The 26,210-nt window shown below is 65.3% G+C and carries 23 protein-coding genes; 10 read left to right on the top strand and 13 right to left on the bottom strand.

The genetic code is table 11. The annotated features are described in order from the left end of the window. Nucleotides 1-33 precede the first annotated feature (33 nt). The 4 genes from XH88_RS16215 to XH88_RS16200 all read right to left on the bottom strand — a co-directional run bounded on the left by XH88_RS16215 (nucleotide 34) and on the right by XH88_RS16200 (nucleotide 6,603). The gene (locus XH88_RS16215) at nucleotides 34-1,440 is read right to left on the bottom strand and encodes an MATE family efflux transporter (RefSeq protein ID WP_271669297.1); all 1,407 of its coding nucleotides are present in this window, start codon (nucleotides 1,438-1,440) and stop codon (nucleotides 34-36) included. A gap of 63 nt (nucleotides 1,441-1,503) precedes the next feature. Then, nucleotides 1,504-3,303, bottom strand: a complete 1,800-nt coding sequence (locus XH88_RS16210; RefSeq protein ID WP_271669296.1) for an ABC transporter ATP-binding protein — start codon at nucleotides 3,301-3,303, stop codon at nucleotides 1,504-1,506. Between the two features lie 374 nt (nucleotides 3,304-3,677). Beyond that, on the bottom strand, nucleotides 3,678-5,261 hold the full coding sequence (locus tag XH88_RS16205; RefSeq protein ID WP_271669295.1) for a DHA2 family efflux MFS transporter permease subunit: 1,584 nt from the start codon (nucleotides 5,259-5,261) through the stop codon (nucleotides 3,678-3,680). Between the two features lie 28 nt (nucleotides 5,262-5,289). Further along, nucleotides 5,290-6,603: an HlyD family secretion protein gene (locus tag XH88_RS16200; RefSeq protein WP_271669294.1), complete on the bottom strand. Its 1,314-nt coding sequence runs from the start codon at nucleotides 6,601-6,603 to the stop codon at nucleotides 5,290-5,292. 195 nt (nucleotides 6,604-6,798) lie between these two features. On the opposite strand from XH88_RS16200, the gene XH88_RS16195 reads away from it, so the two are divergent. Further along, nucleotides 6,799-7,434, top strand: a complete 636-nt coding sequence (locus XH88_RS16195; RefSeq protein ID WP_271669293.1) for a TetR/AcrR family transcriptional regulator — start codon at nucleotides 6,799-6,801, stop codon at nucleotides 7,432-7,434. Nucleotides 7,435-7,488: 54 nt separating this feature from the next. Beyond that, complete coding sequence (locus XH88_RS16190) at nucleotides 7,489-7,830, top strand: DUF6665 family protein (protein ID WP_271669292.1); 342 nt, start codon at nucleotides 7,489-7,491, stop codon at nucleotides 7,828-7,830. A gap of 464 nt (nucleotides 7,831-8,294) precedes the next feature. Here the strand turns inward: XH88_RS16190 and XH88_RS16185 are convergent, their stop codons facing one another. Beyond that, nucleotides 8,295-9,500, bottom strand: coding sequence for an extensin-like domain-containing protein (locus XH88_RS16185; RefSeq protein ID WP_271669291.1), 1,206 nt, complete (start codon nucleotides 9,498-9,500; stop codon nucleotides 8,295-8,297). Nucleotides 9,501-9,694: 194 nt separating this feature from the next. Here XH88_RS16185 and XH88_RS16180 point away from each other — a divergent pair, with 194 nt between their 5' ends. Continuing rightward, on the top strand, nucleotides 9,695-10,483 hold the full coding sequence (locus XH88_RS16180) for a DUF2147 domain-containing protein (protein ID WP_271669290.1): 789 nt from the start codon (nucleotides 9,695-9,697) through the stop codon (nucleotides 10,481-10,483). A 228-nt stretch (nucleotides 10,484-10,711) separates the two neighbouring features. Then, nucleotides 10,712-12,130, top strand: coding sequence for a FecR family protein (locus XH88_RS16175; protein ID WP_271670362.1), 1,419 nt, complete (start codon nucleotides 10,712-10,714; stop codon nucleotides 12,128-12,130). A gap of 125 nt (nucleotides 12,131-12,255) precedes the next feature. Here the strand turns inward: XH88_RS16175 and XH88_RS16170 are convergent, their stop codons facing one another. Further along, a complete protein-coding gene (locus tag XH88_RS16170; RefSeq protein ID WP_271669289.1) occupies nucleotides 12,256-12,825 on the bottom strand; it encodes an NUDIX hydrolase in 570 nt (189 codons plus the stop codon). Between the two features lie 69 nt (nucleotides 12,826-12,894). Continuing rightward, nucleotides 12,895-13,758 carry an archaetidylserine decarboxylase gene (gene asd, locus XH88_RS16165; RefSeq protein WP_271669288.1) on the bottom strand — a complete coding sequence of 288 codons (864 nt, stop codon included), beginning with the start codon at nucleotides 13,756-13,758 and terminating at the stop codon, nucleotides 12,895-12,897. 35 nt (nucleotides 13,759-13,793) lie between these two features. Here asd and XH88_RS16160 point away from each other — a divergent pair, with 35 nt between their 5' ends. Next, nucleotides 13,794-15,458 carry an aminotransferase class III-fold pyridoxal phosphate-dependent enzyme gene (locus XH88_RS16160; protein ID WP_271669287.1) on the top strand — a complete coding sequence of 555 codons (1,665 nt, stop codon included), beginning with the start codon at nucleotides 13,794-13,796 and terminating at the stop codon, nucleotides 15,456-15,458. A 179-nt stretch (nucleotides 15,459-15,637) separates the two neighbouring features. Here the strand turns inward: XH88_RS16160 and XH88_RS16155 are convergent, their stop codons facing one another. From XH88_RS16155 to XH88_RS16145, 3 genes are all read right to left on the bottom strand, one after another. Continuing rightward, complete coding sequence (locus XH88_RS16155) at nucleotides 15,638-16,297, bottom strand: hypothetical protein (RefSeq protein ID WP_271669286.1); 660 nt, start codon at nucleotides 16,295-16,297, stop codon at nucleotides 15,638-15,640. Nucleotides 16,298-16,449: 152 nt separating this feature from the next. After that, entirely contained in the window at nucleotides 16,450-17,139 is a 690-nt protein-coding gene (locus XH88_RS16150; RefSeq protein ID WP_271669285.1) for a class I SAM-dependent methyltransferase, read from the bottom strand. Between the two features lie 33 nt (nucleotides 17,140-17,172). Then, on the bottom strand, nucleotides 17,173-18,225 hold the full coding sequence (locus XH88_RS16145) for a glycosyltransferase family 4 protein (RefSeq protein ID WP_271669284.1): 1,053 nt from the start codon (nucleotides 18,223-18,225) through the stop codon (nucleotides 17,173-17,175). 275 nt (nucleotides 18,226-18,500) lie between these two features. On the opposite strand from XH88_RS16145, the gene XH88_RS16140 reads away from it, so the two are divergent. Further along, entirely contained in the window at nucleotides 18,501-19,184 is a 684-nt protein-coding gene (locus XH88_RS16140; RefSeq protein ID WP_271669283.1) for a L,D-transpeptidase, read from the top strand. A gap of 76 nt (nucleotides 19,185-19,260) precedes the next feature. Here XH88_RS16140 and pcaB read toward each other — a convergent pair whose 3' ends face one another. After that, nucleotides 19,261-20,601 carry a 3-carboxy-cis,cis-muconate cycloisomerase gene (pcaB, locus tag XH88_RS16135; RefSeq protein ID WP_271669282.1) on the bottom strand — a complete coding sequence of 447 codons (1,341 nt, stop codon included), beginning with the start codon at nucleotides 20,599-20,601 and terminating at the stop codon, nucleotides 19,261-19,263. Between the two features lie 105 nt (nucleotides 20,602-20,706). Here pcaB and XH88_RS16130 point away from each other — a divergent pair, with 105 nt between their 5' ends. Then, nucleotides 20,707-21,222 carry a GNAT family N-acetyltransferase gene (locus tag XH88_RS16130; protein ID WP_271669281.1) on the top strand — a complete coding sequence of 172 codons (516 nt, stop codon included), beginning with the start codon at nucleotides 20,707-20,709 and terminating at the stop codon, nucleotides 21,220-21,222. A 55-nt stretch (nucleotides 21,223-21,277) separates the two neighbouring features. On the opposite strand, the gene XH88_RS16125 is transcribed toward XH88_RS16130, so the two are convergent. Together XH88_RS16125 and XH88_RS16120 are read right to left on the bottom strand one after the other, a co-directional pair. Then, nucleotides 21,278-21,550, bottom strand: coding sequence for a hypothetical protein (locus tag XH88_RS16125; protein WP_271669280.1), 273 nt, complete (start codon nucleotides 21,548-21,550; stop codon nucleotides 21,278-21,280). Then, nucleotides 21,547-22,329, bottom strand: coding sequence for a DUF899 domain-containing protein (locus XH88_RS16120; protein WP_271669279.1), 783 nt, complete (start codon nucleotides 22,327-22,329; stop codon nucleotides 21,547-21,549). The genes XH88_RS16125 and XH88_RS16120 overlap by 4 nt, the downstream gene beginning before the upstream one ends. A 141-nt stretch (nucleotides 22,330-22,470) precedes the next feature. On the opposite strand from XH88_RS16120, the gene XH88_RS16115 reads away from it, so the two are divergent. The 3 genes from XH88_RS16115 (at nucleotide 22,471) to XH88_RS16105 (ending at nucleotide 26,096) form a co-directional block, all read left to right on the top strand. After that, the gene (locus tag XH88_RS16115) at nucleotides 22,471-23,691 is read left to right on the top strand and encodes a helix-turn-helix domain-containing protein (protein WP_271669278.1); all 1,221 of its coding nucleotides are present in this window, start codon (nucleotides 22,471-22,473) and stop codon (nucleotides 23,689-23,691) included. A gap of 86 nt (nucleotides 23,692-23,777) precedes the next feature. Then, entirely contained in the window at nucleotides 23,778-24,416 is a 639-nt protein-coding gene (locus XH88_RS16110) for a Vgb family protein (protein ID WP_271669277.1), read from the top strand. Nucleotides 24,417-24,527: 111 nt separating this feature from the next. Next, nucleotides 24,528-26,096 carry a DUF4403 family protein gene (locus XH88_RS16105; protein ID WP_271669276.1) on the top strand — a complete coding sequence of 523 codons (1,569 nt, stop codon included), beginning with the start codon at nucleotides 24,528-24,530 and terminating at the stop codon, nucleotides 26,094-26,096. The last annotated feature ends 114 nt before the right edge of the window (nucleotides 26,097-26,210 follow it).

The following is a 26,210-nucleotide window of genomic DNA, read 5'->3' as shown; positions in this document are numbered from 1 at the left end:
TAGCCGGAACCGTGAGTGACAAAGCAAGAGCCGTTATGCCGGCTCGCGCAACGGCGGCGCAACGGATTCGGGAATCGGCGGCTCCGTCACTCTCTGCTGGGCTGCCGGCGCAAGTCGCTTCCTGAACTCGCGCAGCAACAGCCACACACTCAAGGCGGCCTGCAGCGAGTTGGTTGCGATCGACAGGTACCAGACGTGCTCCATCCGGAAGCCCGGCCACGTCGAGAGCCAGATCGACGGCAGGGAGTAGGTGCAGATCCGCATTGCCGAGGTCCACAACACCGGCTTGGTATTGCCAAGCCCCTGAAACATGCTGGAACAGACAAAGATCAGCCCCTGCGACACCATGTTGAACGAGACGATGCGCAGGAAAAGCGACGCAACGGCCATCGTCTCGGGGTCGTTCGAGAACCCCGCAAGCAGCAGACCCGGCGCGAACTGGGCGACGATCAGAAAAGCCGTCATCACGGCGGTCGCTATAAGCGACGCCTTGACAAAGGTCTCCCGCACGCGCGCGCCATTGCCGGCGCCGAAATTCTGGCCGGCGATGGGCCCCGCAGCAAGCGCGATGGCGAGCGCCGGCATCTGGATCAGGCCGAGCAGCCGCGTCCCGATGCCAAATCCTGCCTGCGCCGCCGGGCCAAATACGCTCAGCACGTAGTAGCCCACCGCCATGACGATGAAGACCATCACGAACTCGCCGCCGGCCGGCAGCCCGACATTGAGGATTCTCTTCCACTGCCGAAGCTGCGGACGCCATTGCTCCGGATGAAAGGCGACATAACGCTCCAGCCTGTGGAAATAGACCAGCAGCATCAGCACGCCGACGCAAACCGCGATGGAGCTTGCAAGGCCCGCTCCGGCGACACCAAGTGCATGCCCGGTCCCCCACCCCGTGATCAGCACCGGCGCCAGCGCGATGTTGATGGCCACGGCGAGCGCCTGCACGAGCATGCTCGGCCGCACGATGCCGGTGGCCCGCAATGCGGACGCCATCACCTGCGTCGCGAACTGCAGCGCAAGTGCCGGCATGAACCAGAGCAAATAGGTCGTACCGGCCTCGATCGTGGCTTCGTCCGCTGCAATTGCGCGCATGTAGGGGCGCGACAGGACAATGCCCCCGGCCCATGTCAGCAAGCCGAACAGCAGGGAAAGGACGACCGACTGGTTGAAGATGAGATTGGCATCGCTGCGGTCCTTGCGCCCTACGGCATGCGACATCAGCGCCACCGTGCCGACGCCCAGCACCTGCATCAGCGCATTGACGAGAAAGCCTGCATTGCCAGCCGCTGCGACACCGGCGATCGCCGCCTCGCCCAGGCCCGAGACGAAGTACAGGTCGACCAGCTGGCAGATCATGATCGTGATCATGCCGACCACGATTGGTGGCGCCATGCTCAGGATATGGCTCACGATGGAGCCGTGTGTCAGGTCCTTCATCTCATTCCACCTTTCGGCGGCGTGGCCGACGATCGCCCGTCGACCACGCGCCATTCCACGACCTCATTCCGCTGCTGCGATAAGCCCGAGCTCCACCACCTGGCGCTCGAACAGGCTGCGATAGATGCCGCCCGGCTTGGCCGCGAGCACGGCATGCGTGCCCTGCTCGATGATCTCGCCGCGGTCGAACACCAGGATGCGATCGAGGCTGCGCACCGTCGACAGCCGGTGTGCGATCACGATCGAGGTGCGGCCCTTCATCAGCCGCTCCATCGCCTGCTGGATCAGAGCTTCCGAATCCGAGTCCAGGCTCGAGGTCGCTTCGTCCAGGATCAGCACCGGCGCATCCGCCAGGAAGGCGCGCGCCAGCGCCACGCGCTGCCGCTCGCCGCCCGACAGCTTCACGCCGCGCTCGCCGACCAGGGTGCCATAACCCTTCGGCAGGCGCAGGATGAAGTCGTGCGCATTCGCCAGCCGCGCCGCCTGCTCGATCGCCTCCAGGCTGGTGCCGGGCCGGCCGTAAGCGATGTTCTCGGCGAGCGAGCGGTGAAACAGGATCGGCTCCTGCTGCACGATCGCGATCTGGCTGCGCAGCGATTGCTGCGTGGCGTTCGAGATATCCTGCCCGTCGATCAGCACACGACCGCCGGTGACGTCATAGAGCCGCTGCACCAGCTTGACGAAGGTCGTCTTGCCGGAGCCGGAGCGGCCGACCAGGCCGACGCGCTCGCCGGCACGGATCTTGACCGACAGCCCGTCATATAGCGGCGCGCGATGGCCGCCGTAGTGGAACGTGACGTCGTCGAACACGATCTCGCCACCGTCGATCGCGATCGGCTGCGCGCCTTCGGCATCGGCAATGCCGATCGGCTCGTCATGGATCGCCACCAACTCCTCCATGTCGTTGACCGAGCGCTGGAGGTTGTTGATGTGCATGCCGACGTCGCGCAAATAAGCGTGGATGACGTAGTAGCTCGTCAACACATAGGTGACGTCGCCGGGCGAGGCATGCCCGTACATCCACAGCAGCACCGAGCCGCCGATCACGGATCCCCGCAGGCACAGCAGCAGCGAGAGTTGCGCCATCGCGGTGTAGTTGTAGCGAAACCAGGTCCGCTTCACCCGCACGCGCCAGCGCTTGATGACGCGGGCGAGCCGCGCATCCTCGCGCGCCTCGGCGCCGAAGGACTTCACCACGGCATTGCAGGTCAGCGCATCCGCCAGCGTGCCGCCGACCTTGGTGTCCCAGGCATTGGAGATCCGCGCGGCCGGCGCGATATAGCGCGTCGAGAACAGCACCGTCATCGTGACATAGAAGAGCGCGCCGAGCGCGATCACCGCGCCGAGCGAAGCCCAGTGGACACCGAGCAGGATCATCGATCCGATCAGCACGACCAATGACGGCAGCAGGGCCAGCAGAAGCGTGTCGTTGAGCAGATCGAGCGCCCACATGCCGCGCGTGATCTTGCGCACGGTCGAGCCGGCGAAGGAATTGGCGTGCCAATCGGTCGAGAAGCGCTGCACGCGCAGGAAAGCGTCCTGAGCCACGTCGGACATGATCCTCAGCGTGAACGGCACGATCACCTGCAGCCCGGTGAGGCGCAGCACCATCGACGCCGCGCCCAGCACCACGATCCCGCCGAGCGCCACGAGCGCGGCGTGGCGCGCCTCGGCACTGGATGGGCCCTGCGTCAACGCATCGACCAGATGTCCTGAGAACACCGGCATGAACAGATCGGCGGCGGTCGCTCCTAACAGCCCGACAGCGATAGCCAGCGTGCGCCCTGGCTGCTTCAGCCAGTGGCGGAACACGAAGGGCAGAACCACGCGGATCGCCGCGGGCTTTCTTGACAGAGTGGTCATGACATCATTCGGCCGCTGATGGCGCGGGCCGGCTCCATCGATGGACGCGAATCCGGCCGCGGGGCCGAGACGGCGTCAGCTAAACTTGGCTTTGAATCGGGAAGTGGTGCGATCGGGACTGAGAACCCAATCGAAGCTGGCGGAAATGGCCTCTAAAGGGCCGAGCACATACCGAGCCAGAAAACCGAGCGCGGGCGCACGATCTGCGAATGCGACGAAATCATGCAAATCCTCCCCGGTTCGGTTGAATGAGGTGCGCTTTATAGATGCATCATCGGCGATTTGCAACGGGCCTCGCGCGAGATCACGCACCAGTGTTGCATTTTGGTGCGCCCCGTCCGGTCAGCCGGGCAATCACACTGGTACGCGGCCGATCAATGCGCGTCGCCGCCGCCGAATGGCGAAGCCGGCCTGTTGAGCAGCGTCACCAGCAGGCTGAGGCCGAGATAGAAGAGCGTCAGCACGAAGAAGGCATCACCGAAACTCATCACCACGGCCTGGCGATGCACGATCTGGCTGAGCTGCTTCATCGCCATCAGCGTGGAGTCGCCGAGCCCCTGGAACTTCTGAGCCAGCATGGTCAGGGTTTCGGTCGCGGTCGCATTGCCCCAGGTCACGCGCTCCTGCAGGCGTGCGATGTGGAGATCGGCGCGATCGTTGAGCACAGTGTTGATGACGGCAAGGCCGACCGCGCCGCCGAGATTGCGCATCAGATTGAACAGGCCCGAGGCATTCTTCACCCTGTCGGGCGGCAGCGTGCCGAGTGCGATGTTGTTGGTCGGCACCATCGCGAACATCATGCCGATGCCACGCAGGATCTGCGGCACGAGCAGCTCGTAGAAATCATAGTCGCGCGTGATCCAGGTCATCTGGTAGGAGCCGATCGCGAACACGATCAGGCCGAAGGCGATCATGTAGCGCATGTCGAGGCTCGCCATCAGCCGGCCCACCAGCGGCGCGACCAGGAACATCGTGATGCCGGAAACGAACATGGTCTCGCCGATCATCAGCGCGCTGTAGCCGCGCACCTCGGCAAGATAACGCGGATAGATGTAGGTCAGGCCGTAGAGGCCGATACCGATGCAGAACTGCAGCGTGGAGCCGACGGCGAAATTGCGGTTGGTGAAGGTGCGCAGATTGACGATCGGTTCAGCCGCCGTGAAGACGCGCACGAAGAAAGCGATCGCCGAAACGGAGCAGATCCAGGCACAGATCGCCACCGAGCTGTCCTGCAGCCATTCATATTGTGGGCCTTCCTCCAGCACATATTCCAGCGTGCCGAGGAAGCCGGCCATGAACAGCAGGCCCCACCAGTCGAAGCGATCAAGCAATTCGAAATGCGGCTCGTCGAAATCCACCAGGGCCAGCACGCCCAGGGTGATGCCGATGCCGGGCACGACGTTGATGAAGAACAGCCAGTTCCAGGACATCAAATCGGTGATGTAGCCGCCGACCGTCGGTCCGATCGTGGGAGCCAAGGTCGCAACGAGCCCGATGATGGGACCGACGATGTGGAATTTCGAGCGCGGAAACACCGTATAGGCCGAGGCGAACACCGTCGGGATCATGCCGGCACCGAGAAAGCCCTGCAGCGCGCGCCACACGATCATCTCCTCAATGGTCGTGGCGAAGCCGCAGAGCAGGCTCGATGCGGTGAAGCCGGCCGCCGAGATCGCGAACAATAGCCGCGTGCCGAAGGCGCGCGACAGGAACCCGGACAGCGGGATCGCGATCACTTCTGCGATCAGATAGGCGGTCTGGACCCAGGAGACTTCGCTGGAGCTCGCCGACAGGCCGGCCTGGATCTCGCTCAAGGAGGCCGAGACGATCTGGATGTCCAGGATCGACATGAACATGCCGAACACCATGATGATGAAGGCGAACAGCCGCTTCGGCGCAATGCGCTCCGATGCGGCTGATGCCATCATGGCAGGTGAAGCAGTCGTGGCGGTGGCCATGGTCTGATCTCGCAGCGCCCAGGCGCGCTTACTGCGGATGGATCATGGTGGGATCGTCGAGATCGACTTCGCTGTCGGCGTCGGCTGCGCCCTTGTTGGTGTCGACGGTCGCATAGACCGACATGCCCGCCCGAAGCAGGTTCTGCCTGGCGACCGCCCTCGGCACGCGGATGCGGACCGGCACGCGCTGCACGATCTTGGTGAAGTTGCCGGTGGCATTGTCGGGCGGCAGCAGCGTGAACACCGAGCCGGCGCCTGCCGCGATGCTGTCGACCACGCCGGAGAACTTGCGCATGCCGTAGGCGTCGACCCTGATCGTCACCGGCTGGCCGGCACGGATGCGCTTGAGCTGGGTCTCCTTGAAGTTGGCATCGATATAGACGTCATCGAGCGGCACGACATTGCCGAGACGCTGGCCGACTGCGACGAAGTCGCCGGCGTTGACGAGCCGGTTGGAGAAGATGCCGTCGACGGGCGCGCGCACCGCGGTGAAGGAAAGATCGCGCTCGGCCTTGGCGAGCGAGGTCTTGAGCTCGGCGAGTTGCGCCTGGGCTTCGGCCTGCTGCGCCTTGGCGACGTCGACGTTGCTGACGGCAACGTCGTAGGCGGCCTGCGCAGCCTTGACCGCGGCGGCGCCCTGGTCGCGGCCGGCTTCCGAGGTTTCGAACGTGGCGCGCGAGGCAAAGCCCTTGTTGCTCAGCTCCTGCTGGCGCTCATAATCGAGATCGGCACGCTTGAGGCCGGCTTCGGCCGAGACGAGCTGCGCCTTGGCCTGGGCGACCTGGCTGTCGAGCGCCGCGATCTGGCGGCCGATGCGATCGATGGTGGCCTGCTGGGTCGCAATCCGGGTCGCGGCCGCGTCGACCGCGATCTTGTAGTCGCCGTCGTCGATGCGCAGGATGATGTTGCCGGCGTGCACCGGCGTGTTGTCTCGAGCGAGGATCGAGGAGATGTGGCCGGCCACGCGCGCGCCCAGCATGGTGTTGTTGGCGCGCACATAGGCGTCGTCGGTGGAGACGAAGAAGCGGCCGACCAGCGTGTAGTAGCCGGCATAGCTTGCCGCCGCGAGCGCCAGCACGAGGCCGACGCCCATCATGACGAATTTGCGCTTGCCGGACTTGGGGGCGGCAGCGGCGGGCGCGGATGCAGTCGGAGCCGGCTGCTCGGTCACGGGCTTCTCCGGCGCCTCGCTGGTGCGACGCTTGGCTTCTTCAACCACATGAGGGCGCAACTGCTCGGCCAAGGCTGCGGACGTTCCGGTCGCAGCTTCGCCGTTCGCCGGCGCCGTCTCAACCGCTTCCTGGCGAAGGACGCGCGCAGCCTGGTCTCTCGATGCGGCCATAACGGCCTCCCCCATAAAATGCGATCCGGGGCAGCCGTCGCACGGCCGCTTTCCCGCTCGCCCACCCCAAATACCATTGACCGAACGGTTCGGTCAATATACTTAATGTTCCCGGACCCACACTACTGGCCCGAATCCTTTATTTGGGTTTCATGCCGCGAGCCCGATCCGAAAACCTTCCGAGACGCTGAACCAATGGTTGTTGCCGGTCGCGAACATCTGCACGTCCTCCAGGAGGAGGACAGTTCCAAACGCCGCCAAATCCTGGCCGGCGCCCGTAAGGTGTTCATGGACCTGGGCTTTGACGGCGCCAGCATGGGCGAGATCGCCCGCGCGGCCGGCGTCTCCAAGGGCACGCTCTACGTCTACTTCGCGGACAAGAGCGCGCTGTTCGAAGCCATCCTCGAGGAGGAAGCGCTGTTTCATGGCCAGGTTGCGTTCAACTTCGACCCCGCACGCGACGCCGAGACCACGCTGAAGGATTTCGGCCAGGCCTACATCCACCTGCTCTGCCGGCCCGGCGGCGGATCGGCGATTCGCACCGTGATGGCCATCGCCGAGCGCATGCCCGACGTCGGCCGCCGCTATTATCTGCGCGTGCTCGACAAGACCATCAACCGGCTGTCCGAATATCTCAAAGCCCATGTCGCCTCTGGCCACCTTGAGATCGAGGATTGCGACCTCGCCGCCTCGCAGTTCATGGAACTGTGCAAGGCCTCGCTCTTCCTGCCGTTCGTCTTCCAGGCCGCGCCGCCGCCGTCGGAACAGCGCATGACGGAAGTCGTCGACAGCGCGACGCGGATGTTCCTTGCCGCCTACAAGGCAAAGTAACAGCAGCCGGCTCTGCGTTGCGCATCCGGGACGCGCGCCATTATATTGAGCGCCATGCCCCGTGATCTTCGCCCGCCCGTCGATATCCTTCACTATGAGATCGTCCAGGAACAGGCCTCAGCACTTGGACGAATGGGCCGCACGCTCGAACAGGCGCTCGCACAATTGCGCGAATTCGACGCCGCCCACGCGCGTGCGGAAATGCCGGCCTCGCTCCAACCGGCGCGGCGCAAGCTGGTGACGGAAGCCGGTCAGGCGCTCTGGATGTTCGTGGTGCAACGCGAGGCGACCGGCCTGCGCGACAGCCGCCATATCATGCGCACCTACAACGTCCCGGCCGAGGTGCAGCGCTGCATGGGGCTGGCCCCTGCATCGTCGAAGCAGACCTCGACCTGACCTTACCGACAGCGCTGCCGTGTCGCGGCTGCGCTCCCGAACGAGGGGCGTCCGCAAACCGACAGCCGCGATCGAATGGGAGCGGTCAGCAGCAGCAGGAACAGCGCTCTGTCGGCTTGGTACTTTGCGGCAGGCCGGCTCGCTTCCCGGCCCCGCATGACGACCTCTCCTTGCCTGGTGCAGATGCTCCACGCCCATGTCCTGCGCCGGCGTTGCGCCAAGGCTACTTCAAAAAACGGAAACTCCGGTCCCTGCATCCGTGCGGCTTTTCGTCCAGCTCCCCATCTGGGTGGAGTTGAGCCCCCAGGAACCGCTTGTGTCATCCCCCATTTGGGTGAAAAGGGCTGCTGCGCGAGTTTTTGCGCGCGGGATGCGCTCTGCCGGAGACGCAGCGCGGGCTGAACAGCCCAGCCTCAGGCTGAGGATGACCGCCTCGACGAGACGTGGCCGGCGGCCCCGCGACCCTAGTCGTCCGAGAACTCGTCTTCCTCGTTGATCTTGTCGCGCTTGCTCTTGTGCCCGCCGAGCGAGCCGGTCACGTAGGGATCGTGCCTGCCCGCGTACGGGTTGCGCTGCTGGGCGCGCGCGGCAACCTCTTCGCCGGAGACTGCGGCCGGCTGGCAGATCAGGCGGCGGCTGGCGCGGCGCATCAGATCAACGTGAATGTGATCATAGTGATAGACGTTCGAGCCCGGCGCAAGCACGGTGGTGAAGTGCGCGCACGCGCCCGACTGCACGTCGCGCAAGAATCCCTGCTCTTCCGGCATGCCATGCCAGCCGTCCTTCACGGTGATGCGGCGGCCGTCGGCAAGCACGAAGGCGGCGACGTCGAGCGCGTTGCCGAAGGCGTGCTCGGAGATGTGGGCGTGCGGATTGCCGTTCATGCCGCGGCAGGAATAGGCGGAGATCTGCTTGATCTCGACCACACGGGCACCGAACCAGCGCATCGCCGAAGGCTGCACGCTGTCGGCAAGCCAGCGGTCGAGTTCGGAGACGATCGGACAGGCAAGCGTCGCGGTCGGCTTGATCGCGACGGGACCGACCGCGGTGACGGGATTGCCTTGCGCGGGACCGAGCCGCGGCAGCGGCTGTTGCGCAGGCGCCTGCGAATACGGAGCCTGCGAATAAGGCGCCGGCCGCGCCGGATAGCTCGGCGCATTCATGTAGCGCGCCGCGCCAGCGGCATCGGTGCCGTCGGGCGGCAAGTCGATCTCGTCTTCCTGCGGCGCCACGCCCGGCGCGCTGAGCGACACCGGACCGGAGGAGGCACCATAGCCGGCGCCCTGGCGCACTGCGCTTTCAGGATAGTTCGACCGCTGCGGATAGCCGGGTGCCGGATAATTCGATTGCGGCTGGCTGACCGGCCAGCGCGGCTGATTGCCGACATTGCCGGGCGGGCGCAGGTCTTCATCGGCAAAGCCATAGCTGCCGGAAGATTCACCGAGGGCGGCGACCTTCAGCGGAAACTCGGCCCCGCACATGCCGGGACCGGAGATCGGATCGATCCGGACGATGTCGGCGCTCTCTTTCACGGCGCCCGATTTCAGGCACGCCGCTTCGGCCTCGGCCCGCCACGGTTCGCGTTCGGCCTGGAACCAGCCGCGTCCGCAACCCGCGAGCGAAACAAGGACGATGGAGCCGACGAGATACAAACGAACTCCGCGCGTCATGCGCGCACGTTCGGTGAATTTACTTAAAGACTCTTCAACGTGTGGATTTCAGTGTTCTTTAACCCTGCCGGACCCAGGCAGCCGTTGTGAGGTCCATCACAGAAGTCCCGACCGCGCGCGCATAAGGTCGAACCACATCCGGTCCGCGACCGACTTCAATCCAGCTCGGGACCCACGCCATTTCGGAGGTTGTCATGAACAAGCTCACCGTCGCCACCGCCGCGCTCCTCCTCGCGTCGACCGCCGCCGCGCATGCCGGCAGTTCGCTTTCGCTCCAGATCCAAGGCCAGCGTATCCGCATCGAGACGCCGCGCAATTGCGCCTGGCTCGATTGCGTCACCATCGTGGCGCCCGGCCTGTCGGACAAGCCAATCAAGCTGAACAACATCAGTCTCAATGGCCTTGGCGGCTCCAAGAACGACGATACCACGCCGCCGGCGCCGACGGCGCAGCCTGCGCCGGCTCCGGTGCAGCAGCAGCCCGTGGCGCAAGCGCCGGTGACCGCCCCCGTTCCGGCAGCGCCGACCGCTGCCGCCCCCGCCACTCCGGCAAACGTTGCTGCCGTGCCGCCCGTCGACACGACCACGCCGCCGGCGCTGGTCGCAGCTCCTGCTCCGATTGCCCCGCCCGCGCCCGCTGCCGCGGCTCCCGCCTATGCGCCGCCGCCCGCTCCGGCGCCTGTCGCGCCCGTGCAGGCCGCGAACACGCCGATCGGCGTCTGGGCAACCGAAGAGAACAAGGGCAACGTCCGTGTCGAACAGTGCGGCACCAATCTCTGCGGTTATGCCGAGAAGACCAATGAGCGGATCCTGATCAACATGAGGCCCGATGGTGCCAAGTGGAGCGGTCGCATCCACGACCCCAACTCCGGCCGCAACTACGACTCGACCATCGCCATGAAGGGCCCGAACGCGATGCGCGTGCAGGGCTGCGCCTTCGGCGGCCTGTTCTGCGGCGGCCAGACCTGGAAGCGGGTGAGCTGACGCGCAAAGCGCGTCATCCCCATCGCGCAATTGCAAATCTGAGGCTCGCGACTTCGTCGCGCCCCGGAATGACGATCAAGCAGATGGCGCCACGTCCTGCATCACAGGACGTGGCGTTGAACGTCCACCCGTCCCGTGCGACAGACGTTCATCCGCCATTCAGCCATGTCAGGCTGATATCGGTCGACCTCGCCTTGCGTTCTCACCGGGACCTCATTCGTGGCTTTGATGGTGGCTTGGCGCCGCATCGTGTTCGCTTTGCCGCTGCTGGCGCTGCCGCTGGCCGGCGCGGATAATGCGTGCGCATCCGAAACAATCGAGCTCGCGCAGGCGCAGCCGCAAGCACAGCCAACGCCTGCTCCCTCCCCCACGCCGCCGGCCTCGCCCGCACCGGCCAGCGATGCACAGCCCGCCGCTGTGGAGCCGATCGGCAACGTCGCGACCGTGACCGGAATCGCGACCGTGATCCGCGACAAGAATTCCTATCCGCTGAAGGTGCGCGACGACATCTATCTCAACGACGTCGTACAGACGTCCTCGAACTCCTCGCTCGGCATCACCTTCAACGACGCCACCACGTTCAATCTCTCCGCCGGCTCCAAGATCACCATCGACAACTACGTCTACGAGGATGGCGGCAATCAGAATTCGGCGATCTTCGACATCGGCAAGGGCACCGTCGCTTTCGTTGCCGCGGCGGTGGCGAAGACCGGCGACATGAAGATCGCAACACCGACCGCGACGCTCGGCATTCGCGGCACCACCGGCGTCGTCGACGTGCCCGAGAACGCGGCCGCGAGCAGTGCCAACAACGTCAACATCAAGCTCTATCCCGACGCCGACGGGCGGGTCGGCCATATCGACGTCAACGATCGCGCCAGCGGCACCCGGCTCGGCTCGCTCACGCAAGGATCGAGCGGCTTTGCGATCCGGCCCGGCGCGGGCGGCCCAGGCGGCATGCGCTTCGCCGCCGTGCCGATCACGATTCCACCGCAGCAGATCGCGCGCGACCGCGGCTTCGTCAACCAGGTGCACGCGGCGCAGGCCACCGGCCGCCAGATCGTCACCGAGCAGCGCGACTTCCGCCGCAGCAATCCGGGTGCGGTCAGCCGCATTCCGCGCCCGGCGCAGCCGCCGCAGCAACAGCAATTGCGTCCGACGACGCCGAACCAGCAGCCGCAACGGCCGAACGGCCAGCCGGGTCAGCCTGGCCAGAACAACCGTCCGGGTCAGCAGCCGCCTGGCGCGCAGACGCCGCAACGCCAAGGCGGCGCCGCTCAACCGGGCACGCCGCGCGCGGGCCAAGGTCCGCAGCAACCCGGCCGGCGGCAGGCTCCAGGCCAACCGGCTGCCCAGCCGCGCACTGGACAAGGGCCGCAGCCCGGCGCAACGCCGCAGACACAGCCACCGCACGGCGGACAGCTTCCGCAGCGGCCAGGCGCGGACACGCGTCAGCCGGGCACGACGCCACAGCCGCAAGCGCCGCGCACCGGATTGCAGCCTGGCGCACAGCCGGCCGCCCGGCCGCAACAAGGCGGCGCGCAGCGTCAGCCCGGCTTGCAGCAGCGCCTGCCCGGCGCCCAACGCCCCATCGTGCCGCGCAGACCTGCGCCAGTTCAGGCTCCGAAGGACAAGAAGCAGCGGTAGACCGGGAGAGCTGAGCTCTTCGTCATCGCGAGCGAAGCGAAGCGATCCGGAGTCCCTCCCCGAAAAGAATCTGGATTGCTTCGCTGCGCTCGCAATGACGAGGTGGAGAGAGACGAACCGAAAGGCTACGCCTCGCCGCGCAGCCAGGCTCGCACCTTCTGCAACAGGCCATGCCGAAGTTCGTCGACCGAAGCGGCTTCGGCAGGTGTCAACGTCTGCAAGGCGGCATCGATATCATCGGCCGCCAGCGCTGGCGTTGGCTCAGTGGCGGTCGCAACCGTAAGCCCGGCCGCCGCGATGGCGATCGGACCGACCTGGGTGAGGAACGCACGCTCATATTCGCGCGACAGGCGCGCAAGCGCGTCGTCCAGCGTCAGCCAGTCGACGGCCTTGATGTCGTTCATCAGCTTGCGAACCGGCCCGCCCTCGGCCTCCATCCGCCAGAAATGCACGACCTTCGAACGCCCTCCCGACTGGTACACGAGCGTGCCCAGGAATTCGTGCAGCGCGACATCGTGGCCGGTCTCCTCCAGCACCTCGCGGTGCGCCGCCTGCCTCGGCGTCTCGCCGTCGTCGAGCTTGCCCTTGGGTAGCACCCATTCATTGCGCTTGCGCTGACGTACGATGGCAATCAGCGGCGCCTCGCCACGCCGCAGCACAATCCCACCTGCTGCCATCACCGGCGCCCGCGTCATCATCAATCCTGTCGCATCATCGACTCGTCCCCGCCAACGATATAGGCGCACCACGCGGCGGAATGAAGACTAGTTCCGCCGCAGCAGGGCCTGACCTGCGCGAATGCGCGTCCCCTCGGAGATACCGTCGCAGAACGAAAAGTCGCCGGGCGCTAGAATGATAATGGTCGAGCCGTGCTCGAACCAGCCGAGCTCCTCGCCCTTGTTCACGTGGACATCGCAAGGGAAAATGACCGGCCCTTTCGTCTGCGCATTCAGCACCATGTCGAGAAAGTGCAGCCGGATGCTGGCAACCAGGATCGCGGCCACCGGCACCAGCGTCACCGCTTCGCCACTGGACAAATGCGTGCGGATCACCGCGCGCTCGTTCTTGCAGAACAGGCGCTCGACCCTCTTCAAGGCGATCGGGTTGACGTTCCAGACATCGCCGTGGATCAGCGTGACGCGCTCAATATGCGCGTCATAGGGCGCATGGAAGCGATGATACATGCTCGAGGTCAGACGCAGCGTGACAAAGCTGCCATTGCGGTGCTGCTCGACCAATGCGGGATCGCCGAGCAGATCGAGCAGCGAATAGGGCGCGCCCTTGACCTGGAACAACTCGGTATCGGCGATGCGGCCGTGGGCGCCGACGATGCCGTCGGACGGGCTGGCGACAACCGACGGGTCGGAATCAAAGGGTCGCAGGCCCGGCTTCAGCTCGCGCGTGAAGCAGTCGTGCAGGCTGTTGAAATGATCCTTCTTCGCCTCGGACAGGTCGAGGTCGGAGAACAGCTTCCAGAGCGCGATGGAAGAATCTCGCACCAACGGATTCTCGATCTTGGAGAACCAGCCCATGAAGCGGGTCAGGCCCGCGCGGGGGATGCGGTTGGTCAGCAGGAAGTTGAGGTCTTCCTGCTGGGTGAAAGAGGCGATGAGGGCTTTGACTGTCATGAATCTGTCAGCTCACAGTATTAGCGCTTGTTGTCATGGAAACGACACTCCCGATTCTCTCGATGTCCGTGGCCGCCGCAGCATCCGCTGCCGCTGTCCTTCCGAAGATCAAGGCGCGGGTCGAACTGTCCCGCGCCAAGCACCGCTCGCTCGCCGGACACTCCAAGATGTCGCGCCGGGTGGCCAAGCTGCTGCCGTTCTACGAGTTCGACGGCGACAAATATTTCGGCTGCGACGGCGCACCTGACAACGTGGTGAAGCAGCGCAAGGACGCTTTCTTCCGCCTCGCAGCTCTCTACGCCGAGCGCTACCCCAAGGGCCGCGCGATGACGAGGCAAGCGGCCGAGATGATCTCCGACCTGAACTTCACCGAAAGCTACCGCGTACCGTTCCAGTTCTCGCGCCTCGTTCGCGAGCATCTTGGTACCTCGACCTTCATGGAGTCGTCGAGCGGCGTCACCGTGACCGATGTCGACGGCAACACGTCGTACGACCTCACAGGCTCCTACGGCGTCAACATCTTCGGCAACGACTTCTACAAGGAGTGCATCGAGGGTTCCGAGAAGCGCGCGCATGCGCTCGGCCCCGTGCTCGGTCCCTACCATCCTGTTATCCTCGAGAATGTGCAGCGGCTCTGCAAGATCTCGGGTCTCGACGAGGTCTCGTTCCACATGTCCGGCACCGAGGCCGTGATGCAGGCGGTGCGGCTGGCGCGCTACCACACCAAGCGGACGCATCTCGTCCGTTTCGCCGGTGCCTATCACGGCTGGTGGGGCGACGTGCAGCCCGGCGTCGGCAATCCGATTCCTGCGCATGAGACCTACACCCTCTCCGAAATGTCGGAGAAGACGCTGCACGTGCTCCGCACGCGCAAGGACATCGCCTGCGTGCTGGTCAATCCGCTGCAGGGCCTGCATCCGAACGCCAACGCGCCCGGCGATTCCTCGCTGGTCGACAGCTCGCGCGGCGGCAATTTCGATCGCGCGGCCTACACCGAATGGCTGAGGAAGCTGCGCGAGATCTGCGACCAGCGCGGCATCGTGCTGATCTTCGACGAGGTCTTCGTCGGCTTCCGCCTCGCCGCCGGCGGCGCCCAGGAATATTTTGGCGTCAAGGCCGACATGGTGACCTACGGCAAGAGCCTTGCCGGCGGCTTGCCGGTCGGCGTGGTCTGCGGCAAGAAGGACCTGATGCGCCGCTTCCGCGACGATCGTCCCGCCGACATCTGCTTCGCCCGCGGCACCTTCAACTCGCATCCCTACGTCATGACAGCGATGGACGAGTTCTTGAGCCGGCTCGCCAGCCCGAACTTCCGCGCCATCTATGACGGGCTGGATGCGACCTGGAATGGCCGCGTCGAAAAGCTCAACAAGATGATGACCGACGCCAAGCTCCCGGTGCAGTTCGCCAACTTCTCGTCGATCTGGACGGTGAAATACACCATCCCGTCGCGCTACAATTGGATGCTGCAATATTACCTGCGTGCCGAAGGCTTGGCGCTGAGCTGGGTCGGCACTGGTCGGCTGATCTTCAGCCTCAACTACACCGACGCCGACTTCACTGAAGTCGCCGACCGCTTCGTCCGCGCTGCCGAGAAGATGAAGGCCGACGGTTTCTGGTGGCACGACGGTGCGCTCACCAACAAGACCATCAAGCGGCAGATCTTGAAAGAGATGCTGGCCAAACGCTTCGGGCGCTGAGGCTGGTTTCTCCGACGCTGTCATGGCCGGGCATAGCCGTCCGAAGGACGGCGTCGCTTCCGTTCGCTCGTGCCCGGCCATCCACGCGTTTCCGCGCAACGGCTGCAAAACGTGGATGCCCGGGACAAACCCGGGCATGACGTAAACCATAGACATTCGCGATCTGGACGACGGCCGTATCAGGCGTGCTGCTCTTCGAGCATGGGCTCCGAGATGAGGCCCAGCGTATGCTCGGGATTGAGGTGCAGGCCGGGGTCCATCAGCTCGCCGCGCATCAGGGCCAGCGGCGCGCTACGATACAGCATCAGGTCATGGAACGGATCGGTCAGGATCTTGGTCATCCAGACGAGGCCGGTCTCGACGTCGCGAATGAAGAACAGGTGCACGGTGCGGAACAACAGACCGCCGCCGCCAACCGCCAGCCAGATCTTGGCAACCTGCCGCACGAAGTCGGTGGCATTCGCCCAGGGCGTGAACAGGCCGAACAGCGTGGGATCGACGACCAACACCAGCGGCGACAGTGCCCAGATCGCCATCAGCACCACCTTGCGCTGAAGGTTGTAGCCGACCTTGATCTCTTCCTTGTACTCGTGCGTCGCCTGGTTGATGTGGTCGTAGGTGTGCGGTTCGAAGAAGAAATGACCGGCCTGGCGCGAGGTCATCGACACCAGCCAGCCGACCAGCGCCGAGATCATGGGATCGACGAACAGCCAGACATAAGCAAAGAGGAAGCTCAGCGCGCTGACGAAGTGCAGGCTCTGATTGATGCGGCTGTGGTGATAGTAGCGATGGTCGTCCCAGCGCTGGATCCGCAGCTGCTCGAGGTAGTTCTTGATCATGCTCTCCCCCAAAATGCTTCGGGTTCAGGATTTACAGAGATTCGGTGTACGCCGTGTGACATCATCATTTTGTCATGTGACGATGCGCAGCGACGCGGTGACGCACGCGAACGCGTGAGCGGCGGACGGAGCCGACGCTCTTGCAGCCCTGCTCAGGCCGCCTTGGCGATCTCGACCTTGCGGAAGCGCACCAGCGAGAAATGGCCGAGCGGCGGGATCAGGCGACGTTCGGCGAGCTCAATGCCCTTGGCGCCGGCGAGCCATTTGGCATAGCGCGACCAGGCGAACTCGGCGGTACGGAAGCCGAGCGGACGCACCACCGGCTGCAGCTTCTGCTCGATGAAGCGGCGCATGCCGGTGTCGGCGCTGACCCGGGTGAGGATGATCAGCTCGCCGCCCGGCCGCAGCACGCGGGCGAATTCGTCGAGCGCCTTCTCCGGATTCGGCACGGCGGTGACGACATACTGCGCCATCACGACGTCGAAGGAATTGTCGGGAAATTCGAGCTTCTCGGCGTCCATCACCGCGAGGCCCTCGACGTTCTTGAGATTGCCTTCGCGAACGCGGCGGCGGGCCTTGTCGAGCATCGCGTCCGAAATGTCGGTGCCGAAGATGCGCAGGTTTGGCGCATAGAGCGGCAGCGAGATGCCGGTACCGACGCCGACTTCGAGCACGCGGCCACCGATCTTGTTGGTGGCGGCGATCGCCGCCGCGCGGCCCTTGGCGAACACACCGCCGAACACGAGATCGTAGACGGGCGCCCAGCGGTCATAGGCCTGCTCGACCGAGCCACGTGTGAGGTCGAGCTGCTCGGTGCCGTCAAGGTTCATGATCTTAGCCATCGATGAGGTTCTCGCTGTGGGTCAAAATATGGATCAGCCGCGCACCGGCCGCCGCGCCATCCGAGGCGAGACGCGCAAGGCCCGGCTGGGCTGCAGTGAGGTGAGATTGCCGACGAACTGGCGCGCGCTGTTCTCCCAGGAGCGCTCCAGCGCGAAGTTGCGGCACGTCTCACGCGACATGGTGAGCGCGCGCAGGCAGGCGGCGCGCAGATCATTGTCGATCGCGCCGATCGGGTGATCGGCGATGACGTCCTTCGGACCCGTCACTGGAAACGCCGCAACGGGCGTGCCGCAGGCAAGCGCCTCGAGCTGCACGACGCCAAAGGTGTCGGTGAGACTCGGAAACACGAAAACGTCGGCGGCGGCGAGATGCGCGGTCAGATCCGCGCCTTTCTTCTCGCCGAGGAACACCACATCAGGATACTTCTTCTCGAGCGCGGCCTTCTGTGGACCGTCGCCGACGACAACCTTGGTGCCGGGTAGATCGAGCGAGAGAAACGCCTCGAGATTCTTCTCAACGGCGACGCGGCCCATGGTCATGAAGATCGGACCCGACAGGTCGAGCTTTGCCGGGCTATCTGGATGGAACAGTTCGGTGTTGACGCCGCGCGTCCAGAAGCCGAGCCGCTTGAAACCGCGGCCTGCGAGCTCCTGCCGCAGCGACGGGGTCGCCACCATGGTCATGGCGGCGGCGTCGTGGAAATGTCGCAGCACGGCATAGCCGACAGCAGCCGGAATGCCGGTCCGTACCGACACGTATTCGGGAAAGCGCGTCGTATAGGAGCTGGTGAAGGCAAGCCGGTTGCGGCGGCAATAGGCCCGGGCCGCCCAGCCGATCGGGCCTTCGGTGGCGATATGCAGCGCGTCCGGCGCGCACCTCTCGATCCGCCGCGCGATCTCCTTGGCCGAGGGCAGCGCGATGCGCAGGCCCGGATAGGTCGGCAGCGGCCATGACCTGAAGCCGTCAGGCGTCAGGAAGTCGATCTGGACATCGAGGGCCTTGGCCGCGCTTGCGAGCGAGGTCAGTGTCCGCACCACGCCATTGACCTGGGGATGCCAGGCGTCGGTCGCGATTAATACCCGCATGGGGAAATCCCGAGAGTTTGATGATTCTCAGGCACCGACCATCAACGAAGGATATTTCAGGCGTGTGACGTCACAGAAGTGTCGGCCCGTTGTTTTGTTCGTTAACGGAGCCGTGCGGCCACGAAACTGTCATGAAACATTCCTTTCCGCGACGAAACCGTTTTCGGTTTTCCGCGGAAACGTCCCGAAACTTTTTGCCGTTAGGACTTTAGGCAACGGAGCACCGAAATGGTGCCGCGGTGGTCTGAAAACACCGAGCAAACAGGGGCGATCACATGTTCAATCTGGACACGTTCAAGACGTATTCGCGCGCCGTTGCTTTTGGCGCAGCCGCGATCTCCGCAATCGCGCTCACTGGCCCGGCCAAGGCCGCGCCGGTTCAGCTCTTCCCGTTCTTCGCGCCGCAGCCGCTTCAACCATACCAGCCCTATCAGGCCCCGGCCTACCAGACCGCGCCGTCCGATGATCAGGACGCCGTCGAAACACCGGCGCGCTTCCGCCGCCAGACTGTTTCCTATGCGACGCGCGAGGCGCCGGGCACGATCATCATCGATACGCCCAACACCTATCTCTATTATGTGCTCGGTAACGGCCAGGCCATCCGCTACGGCATCGGCGTCGGCCGCGACGGCTTTACCTGGTCCGGCACCCAGTCGGTGACCAAGAAGGCCGAGTGGCCGGACTGGACTCCTCCGCCGGAAATGATCCAGCGCCAGCCGTACTTGCCACGCCACATGGCCGGCGGCCCCGGCAATCCGCTGGGAGCCCGCGCCATGTATCTCGGCGGCACCGTCTACCGCATCCACGGCACCAACGCCCCCGACACCATCGGCAAGCACGTCTCTTCCGGCTGCATCCGCCTGACCAATGACGACGTGACCGACCTCTACTCCCGCGTCAGCGTCGGCACCAAGGTGATCGTGCTGCCGATGACCGAGCGGCGGGCCGAGCTTCGGTAAGCGAAACGGCAAGTCGCTTTCAATGCAAAAGGCCGCGGTCACCGGGGCCTTTTTCGTTTCAGGAAAGGCGATCAGCTCAGCCGCCGAGCACGCGATCGACCATCCGGCCGGAGAGGCCGAGATAATTGGCGGGATCGCAATGGCGGCGGATGGCATCGACGCCGCCGAGCGCGGTGACGATCTCCGGGGCGCCGGACAGGATATCGGCGAGATCGCCGCCATGCTCGATCGCCTTGCGGCAGGCATCATAAACGACGTCATGCGCGTGTTGACGCCCGAGCTTGGGCGCCGCCGCCATCATCACGGCTTCGGCGACGATCAGGCCGTGGGTCAGGCCGAGATTGGCGCGCATGCGGCTCTCATGCACGACGAGGCCGGCGAGCATGAACTTCGCGTTCGCAAGGGAGGACGCGGTCAGTAGAAAGCTCTCCGGCAGCGACACCCATTCCAGGTGCCAGGGGCCGGTGGCGCGCTCGAAATCGTGGATCATGCCGTCGAGCATGGCGGCGACGTGCTGACGCACGGCCTTGGCGGCCGCGAGCATCAGCTCGCTCGAGATCGGGTTGCGCTTCTGCGGCATGGTGGAGGACGCGCCACGCCCATGCACGAAAGGTTCGGACAGTTCGCCGAACTCGGTCGCACACATCAGCATCACGTCGGTGGCGATCTTGCCGAGCGTTCCGGTGATCAGGCCGAGCAGCGTCACCGCCTCGGCAATGCCGTCGCGCGCGACGTGCCAGGTGATCGGCGGCTGGTTGAGGCCGAGCTCCTCGCAGAACATCCGCTGCATGTCCAGGCCGCCCTCCCCGACCGAGGCAAGCGTGCCGGCGGCGCCGGAGAACTCGCCGAGCAGGATGCGCGGCCGCGCCTGCTCGACACGTTCGATATGACGGTCGATCGAGGATAGCCAGACCGCGACCTTGTAGCCGAACGTCACCGGCAGCGCCTGCTGCAGATGGGTGCGGCCGGCCATCGGCGTATCGCGATGCCTGCGCGCAAGATCCACGAGAATGGCGCGCAGCTCTTTCAGGTCGCGCGCGACGATGTCGAGCGCGGCGCGGATCTGGAGCACGTTGGCGGTGTCCATGATGTCCTGCGTGGTTGCGCCCCAATGCACGTAGCGGCCGGCCTCGCCGGCGGCTGCGGACAATTGGTGCACCAGCGGCAGGATCGGATAGCCGACGATCTCGGTCTCGTGGCGCAGCCTGTCGAAATCGAGCTTGATGTTGCGCGAGGCGGCGTCGATGGCCGCGGCCGCATCCTTCGGCACCACGCCGGCACGGCCTTGCGCCCGGGCGAGCGCCGCCTCCGTTTCCAGGTAACGCCCGACCAGGGCCTCGTCCGAAAACACCGCGCGCATCTCGGCGGTGCCGAACATGTCGCGGAACAGGACGGAATCGAAAACGGTGCTCGCCATGACGTTTCCCTTGGTGTGTCTATTGCGATCCATGTACGAACAAAGCTTGCCCGGACGCAACCGGCATAGTCAGTTCGTCCGTGAGAGACAAAAGGTTTGAGACACGTGCCGCATAGCACTCTCGACATCAGGCAACTCACACGCGCAGACGCCGCGATTTACCGACAGATCGGGCTGGAAGCGCTCGCGGCGCACCCCGAGGCTTTCGCCAGCACCTTCGCGCGCGAACAAGAAAAGCCTCTCCCATGGTTCGAGGAGCGCCTCGCCATCTCGGACGTCTTCGGCGCCTTCATCGCAGGTGAACTCGTCGGCGTCGCCGGGTTCTGGCGGCAGGATGGTCCCCAGACCATGCACAAGGCCGATCTCTGGGGCATGTATGTGCGATCATCGGCGGGAAGAGCCGGCGTCGGCCGGCGCCTCGTCGACACCGTCATTGCCCATGCCGCAAAGCACGTCGAAAAGCTCCAACTCTCGGTTGCGAGCCAGAACGAAGCGGCGTTACGCCTCTACAAGGCCGCCGGCTTCGTCGAATACGGCCGCGAGGTGAAGGCGCTGAAGCAGAACGGCCGATATTTCGATGAAGTCCTGATGGAGCTGTTCGTCGACGGCAGCGGCAAATAGCAAAGACGGCCCAGGTGAGACCCAGGGCCATCTTCGATTTGGGCCGACGAACTGCTTAGACCCGCCCAGCGCGTCGCCGCCCCGAGATCAGCCGCAGCCACGCCGCCGAATGAAACGCGCTCATCAGGAGATACATCGGCACCATCCCGCCCATCGACAGCCCGTGCCCGGCGTTGCAAAGCATGTCCGCCGGGCCGCCACTGAAGACGGCCGTCAGCACGGCCATCACCGCGAAGGTGGGCGTGGCCGCAAGACCCAGCCATCTGGCGAGGTGAGATGCGGCTTCGCGGCCGTCGCGGCTGGCATCAGCGAGATGAACGTGACTCACTGCGCGCCCGCCGCGCGGAGCGCGATCTCGCCGGCATCCGACACCTCGACCCACTTCTTGTCGGGCGCCGCGCCATCCTCGTAGCTGTCGTGCCAGTTCCACCATTTGTAGGTCGGCGTCTGCGGATAGCCTTTCGGCGAGTCCTCCCAGACCTCCTGCCGGCCGAGCGGGGTAATGTCGAGATAGTTCCAGGTGCCGCCCATCTGCTCGTCGCCGCGGCTCTTGATCAGATAGGTGCGGAAGATGCGAGTGCCGTCGCGGTAGAACACGTTGGTGCCGTGCCACTCGCCGACGCCGAAATCGGCGTCAAAACTGTCGGTGATAGTGACCCACGGCATGGTCCAGTCCATCCGCGCCTTCAGCCGCGCGATGTCCGCCTGCGGCGCACGCGAGGCGAACACCAGCGTGGTGTCGCGGGCGTTCAAATGCGAGACATGGGCGACCTGGTCGGCCACCATGGAGCAGCCGCGGCAGGCATGGTCGGGCCAGCCGAACACGCCGGGCTCGAAGAAGGCCCGGTAGAGGATCAGCTGGCGGCGGCCCTGGAATAGATCGAGCAGACTGGCCTTGCCCGAGGGCGTCTCGAATGCGTAGGTTTTGTCTACGGCCATCCACGGCATGCGCCGGCGTTCGGCGGCGAGGGCGTCGCGGGCGCGGGTATGCGCCTTTTCCTTCACGAGCAGTTGCTGACGGGCTGCTTCCCACTCCTGCGGCGACACCACTGGCGGTGTTTGCATGGCAACCTGTCCGTTACTTCCTGCCTTGTCTGCTGATGTCATGATAGCTCTCCAAACCTCTTGCCTGAACGATCGCTCCGCCTCTTGCGGAACCACTCGCCCGTCACCGCACATCGTCGGTCGTGAGCGAGTTCTCGCACCGGATGAGGGCGCGGTGGGAGTAACAAGTGTGGCGGGATTTTCATGGACTCGCTGATCACGGCCGCCGCGCGGGCGCTCGAGGCCGGCGATCCGCTCGGCGCCCTCAACCGCGTCGCACTGCGCAACGATGCGCCGTCGCTGGCGCTGCGCGGCATCGCGATGGCGCAGCTCGGCGATCTCGCCAAAGCCAAGACGCTGCTGCGCAGCGCCGCGCGCGCCTTCGGTCCGCGGGAAGCCGTCGCACGCGCCAGATGCGTGGTCGCCGAGGCCGAGATCGCGCTGGTCTCGCGCGAGCTGAACTGGCCGCCCAGGGCGCTCGCGGGCGCACGGGCGACACTCGCAAGCCATGGCGATGTCGCCAATGCCGCCCATGCGGGCCACATCGAAGCGCGCCGCCTGCTCCTGCTCGGGAGGATCGACGAGGCCGAGCGCACGCTGGCCGAGATCGGCGCCTCTCCGCTTCCGGCCGCGTCTCTCGTCGTTCGCGAGCTGGTGGTCGTCGGCATCGCCATCAGACGACTAAGAACACAGGACGCTCGCGCTGCGCTCGATCGCGCAGGCAAGGCCGCGCGGCAATCCGGCATTCCGGCGCTTGTGGCCGAGGTCGACAGCGCAAACCTGATCCTGAACACGCCGGCTGCGCGACTGATCGCACGCGGCAGCGAGCACCCGCTGCTGCTCGGCGAGGTCGAGCGGCTGGCGACCTCGACTGCGCTTGTCGTCGATACCTTTCATCATGTCGTGCGCAGGCAAGGCGTTGCCGTCTCGCTGGGCACGCGGCCCGTGCTGTTCGCGCTCGCCCGTCTGCTGGCGCAAGCCTGGCCCGCCGATGTCTCGCGCGAGGCGCTGATCGCAGGTGCGTTTCAGGCGAGGCACGTCGATGAGTCCCATCGCGCCCGCTTGCGCGTCGAGATCGGGCGGCTCCGCACCCAGCTCAGGCCGCTGGCCGAGATCAGCGCAACCAGGCAGGGCTTTGAGCTCGCGCCGCGCAAGACGCGCGACGTCCTGGTGCTGGCCCGGCCGGTCGAGGAGAAGCACGCCGCCGTGCTCGCCATTCTCGCCGATGGCGAGCCGTGGTCGAGCTCGGCGCTCGCACTCGCCCTTCAAATGAGCGCGCGCTCGGTGCAGCGGGCGCTCGAAGAGCTGGCGCGATCGAACAAGGTACAGTCGTTCGGACACGGAAGGGCGCGGCGCTGGATGACCCCGCCCGTGCCGGGTTTCCCGACAGGCTTGTTACTCCCCTCGCCGCTGTTAAAGGCGTAGGTTAAAGCATGATCCGGAAAAGTGTGCAGCGGTTTTCCGAGAAGATCATGCGTAAACAATAAAGCCGCATCACAGGGATCGAGCACATGAAGCGTTCCACGGCAGAGATTGTCGCCGAGTACGGCCCCTTTCCCGGCGTCGAGGCCGTACATGGCGTCAGCTATGACGGCACCCATCTCTGGTTCGCATCGGGCGACAGGCTGAATGCCATCGACCCCGCGAACGGCAAGATCGCGCGCTCGCTCGATGTCGCCGCCCATGCGGGCACGGCGTTCGATGGCCGGCACCTGTTCCAGATCGCGGAGGATCGCATCCAGAAGATCGACGCGGCGAGCGGCGCGATCGTCAGCACGATCCCCGCGCCCGGGGGTGGCGGCGATTCTGGTCTGGCCTGGGCCGAAGGCTCGCTCTGGGTCGGGCAATATCGCGACCGCAAGATCCATCAGATCGATCCCGACACCGGCAAGATTCTCCGCACCATCGAGAGCAAGCGCTTCGTGACCGGCGTGACCTGGGTCGACGGCGAGCTCTGGCATGGCACCTGGGAAGGTGATGACAGCGACGTCAGGCGGATCGATCCTGAGACCGGGAAGGTGCTGGAGCAGCTCGATATGCCCGAGGGGACGATGGTCTCGGGTCTGGAGTCCGACGGCGGCGATCGTCTGTTCTGCGGTGGCGGCGCCAGCGGCAAGGTGAGAGCCGTGCGGCGTCAGAAGCGCGGCTAGCTGCGCGGCCACAGCCGTTAACCCGTTTGCCGCAATTCCACCCCATCGGTACGCTCTAGCGCCCTGCTCGCCTGCCCTGTAAAATCCTTCCTGGGGCGGCCTGGGGGATTGATGCGTCTGACGTTGAATTTGAAGACTGTCCTGATCGCCGTTGCGGTGCTCGCGGGGTCGTTTTTCATCAGCCTGAAGGTCATGGACCTGCTGTCGCCGCGCGCGACCAATTCGGCGCCGCCCGTCGCAGAGCTGCCGCCGCTGCCGCCGGCGTCGAAGAGCTCGATCGTGGTGGCACCGGTGGCGATCGCGCTGTCGGCGATCCGCGAGCAGGCCGAGAAGGCGGCGCCGCGTAATTTCGCCGGCAAGGCCGAGAACCCGATCTCGCAGATCCTGGAAAACGCCGATATCGGCTGGACCGCCACTCGCGGACCGATGTCGACGACCGGCGACAAGGACGTGCTGACGCTGTCGACGCCGATCAGCGGCAAGCTGAACGTGACGGGCTCGCTGTCGGCGAAAGCCACCGGCGCACTCGGCGATGCGCTGAGCAGCGTGCTCGGCGGCGACGCGGCAAAACGGATCGGCGCGGTCAACATCAAGAATCTGAACGCGAGCGCCGAGATCAAGGGCAACGTGGTCGTCACCTCGCGCCCGAAGCTGGCGGCCGCCTGGCATCTCGAGCCCAATCTCGGCGCGCAGGTCAATCTCGGCGACACCAACGTCAACGTCGCCGGCGCCAAGGTCAACGTTCCCGCGCAGGTGAAGCCGCTGATCGACAAGACGGTCGGCGATCAGCTCAACGTCGTCGCCGAGCGCATCCGCAACGACCCCAGCCTGCGCGAGAACGCGAAGCTGCAATGGGCCAAGGCCTGCCGCTCGATCCCGCTGCAGGGCAGCAGTTCCTCGTCGGCATTGCCGCCGCTCTGGCTCGAGATGAAGCCGACTCGCGCCATCGCGGCGCAACCGCGCGTCGACGCGCAGGCCGTGACGCTGCTGCTCGGGCTCGAGGCCGAGACGCGCGTGACGTCGACGCCGACCAAGCCGGACTGCCCGTTCCCCGACAAGATCTCGATCGTGCCGCCGACCGGCACCGGCGTGAACATCGGCGTTCCCATCGACGTGCCCTTCACCGAGATCAACAAGCTGATCGCGGCGCAAATGGTCGGGCACACCTATCCCGAGGACGGCTCCGGCCCGGTCGAGGTCACGGTGAAGAACGTCAACGTCGTCCCGTCGGGCGAGCGGCTCCTGATCTCGCTGCTGGTGCGCGCCAAGGAAAAGAAGAGTTGGCTCGGGCTCGGCGCAGAGGCGACGGTGCACATCTGGGGCCGGCCGATGCTCGACCAGGAGCAGCAGACGCTGCGGCTCGCCGACATCCAGCTCGCAGTGGAATCCGAGGCGGCATTCGGCCTGCTGGGCGCAGCGGCCCGCGCGGTGGTACCGCAGATGCAGCAGGCGCTGGTGCGGAAGGCGACGCTCGACCTGAAACCGATCGCTGCCAACGCGCGCGAGAAGATCGCCGCCGCGATCGCCGACTACCAGAAGAGCGAGGATGGCCTCAAGGTCGAGGCCGTCATCAGCAGCCTGACGCTGGCCGAGATCGCCTTCGATTCCAAGACGCTGCGCGTGGTGGCGGAAGCCGGCGGCACACTGAACGTGTATGTGACCAAGCTGACGGGGATGTAGCACGCATTCATGCACGAAAACCGCGCAGTCTCTTCTCGCTTGCGTCGCTGGCATTCTCGTTGGAGGATGCTAAGCTGATCGTCGCAACCTCACACGAGGTGCTGGCGGCACTAT

The organism is Bradyrhizobium sp. CCBAU 51627, assembly GCF_028128765.1.
Taxonomy (GTDB): domain Bacteria; phylum Pseudomonadota; class Alphaproteobacteria; order Rhizobiales; family Xanthobacteraceae; genus Bradyrhizobium.
The sequence above is the reverse complement of the archived record's forward strand: the minus strand, read 5'-3'. Positions and strand labels throughout refer to the sequence as shown.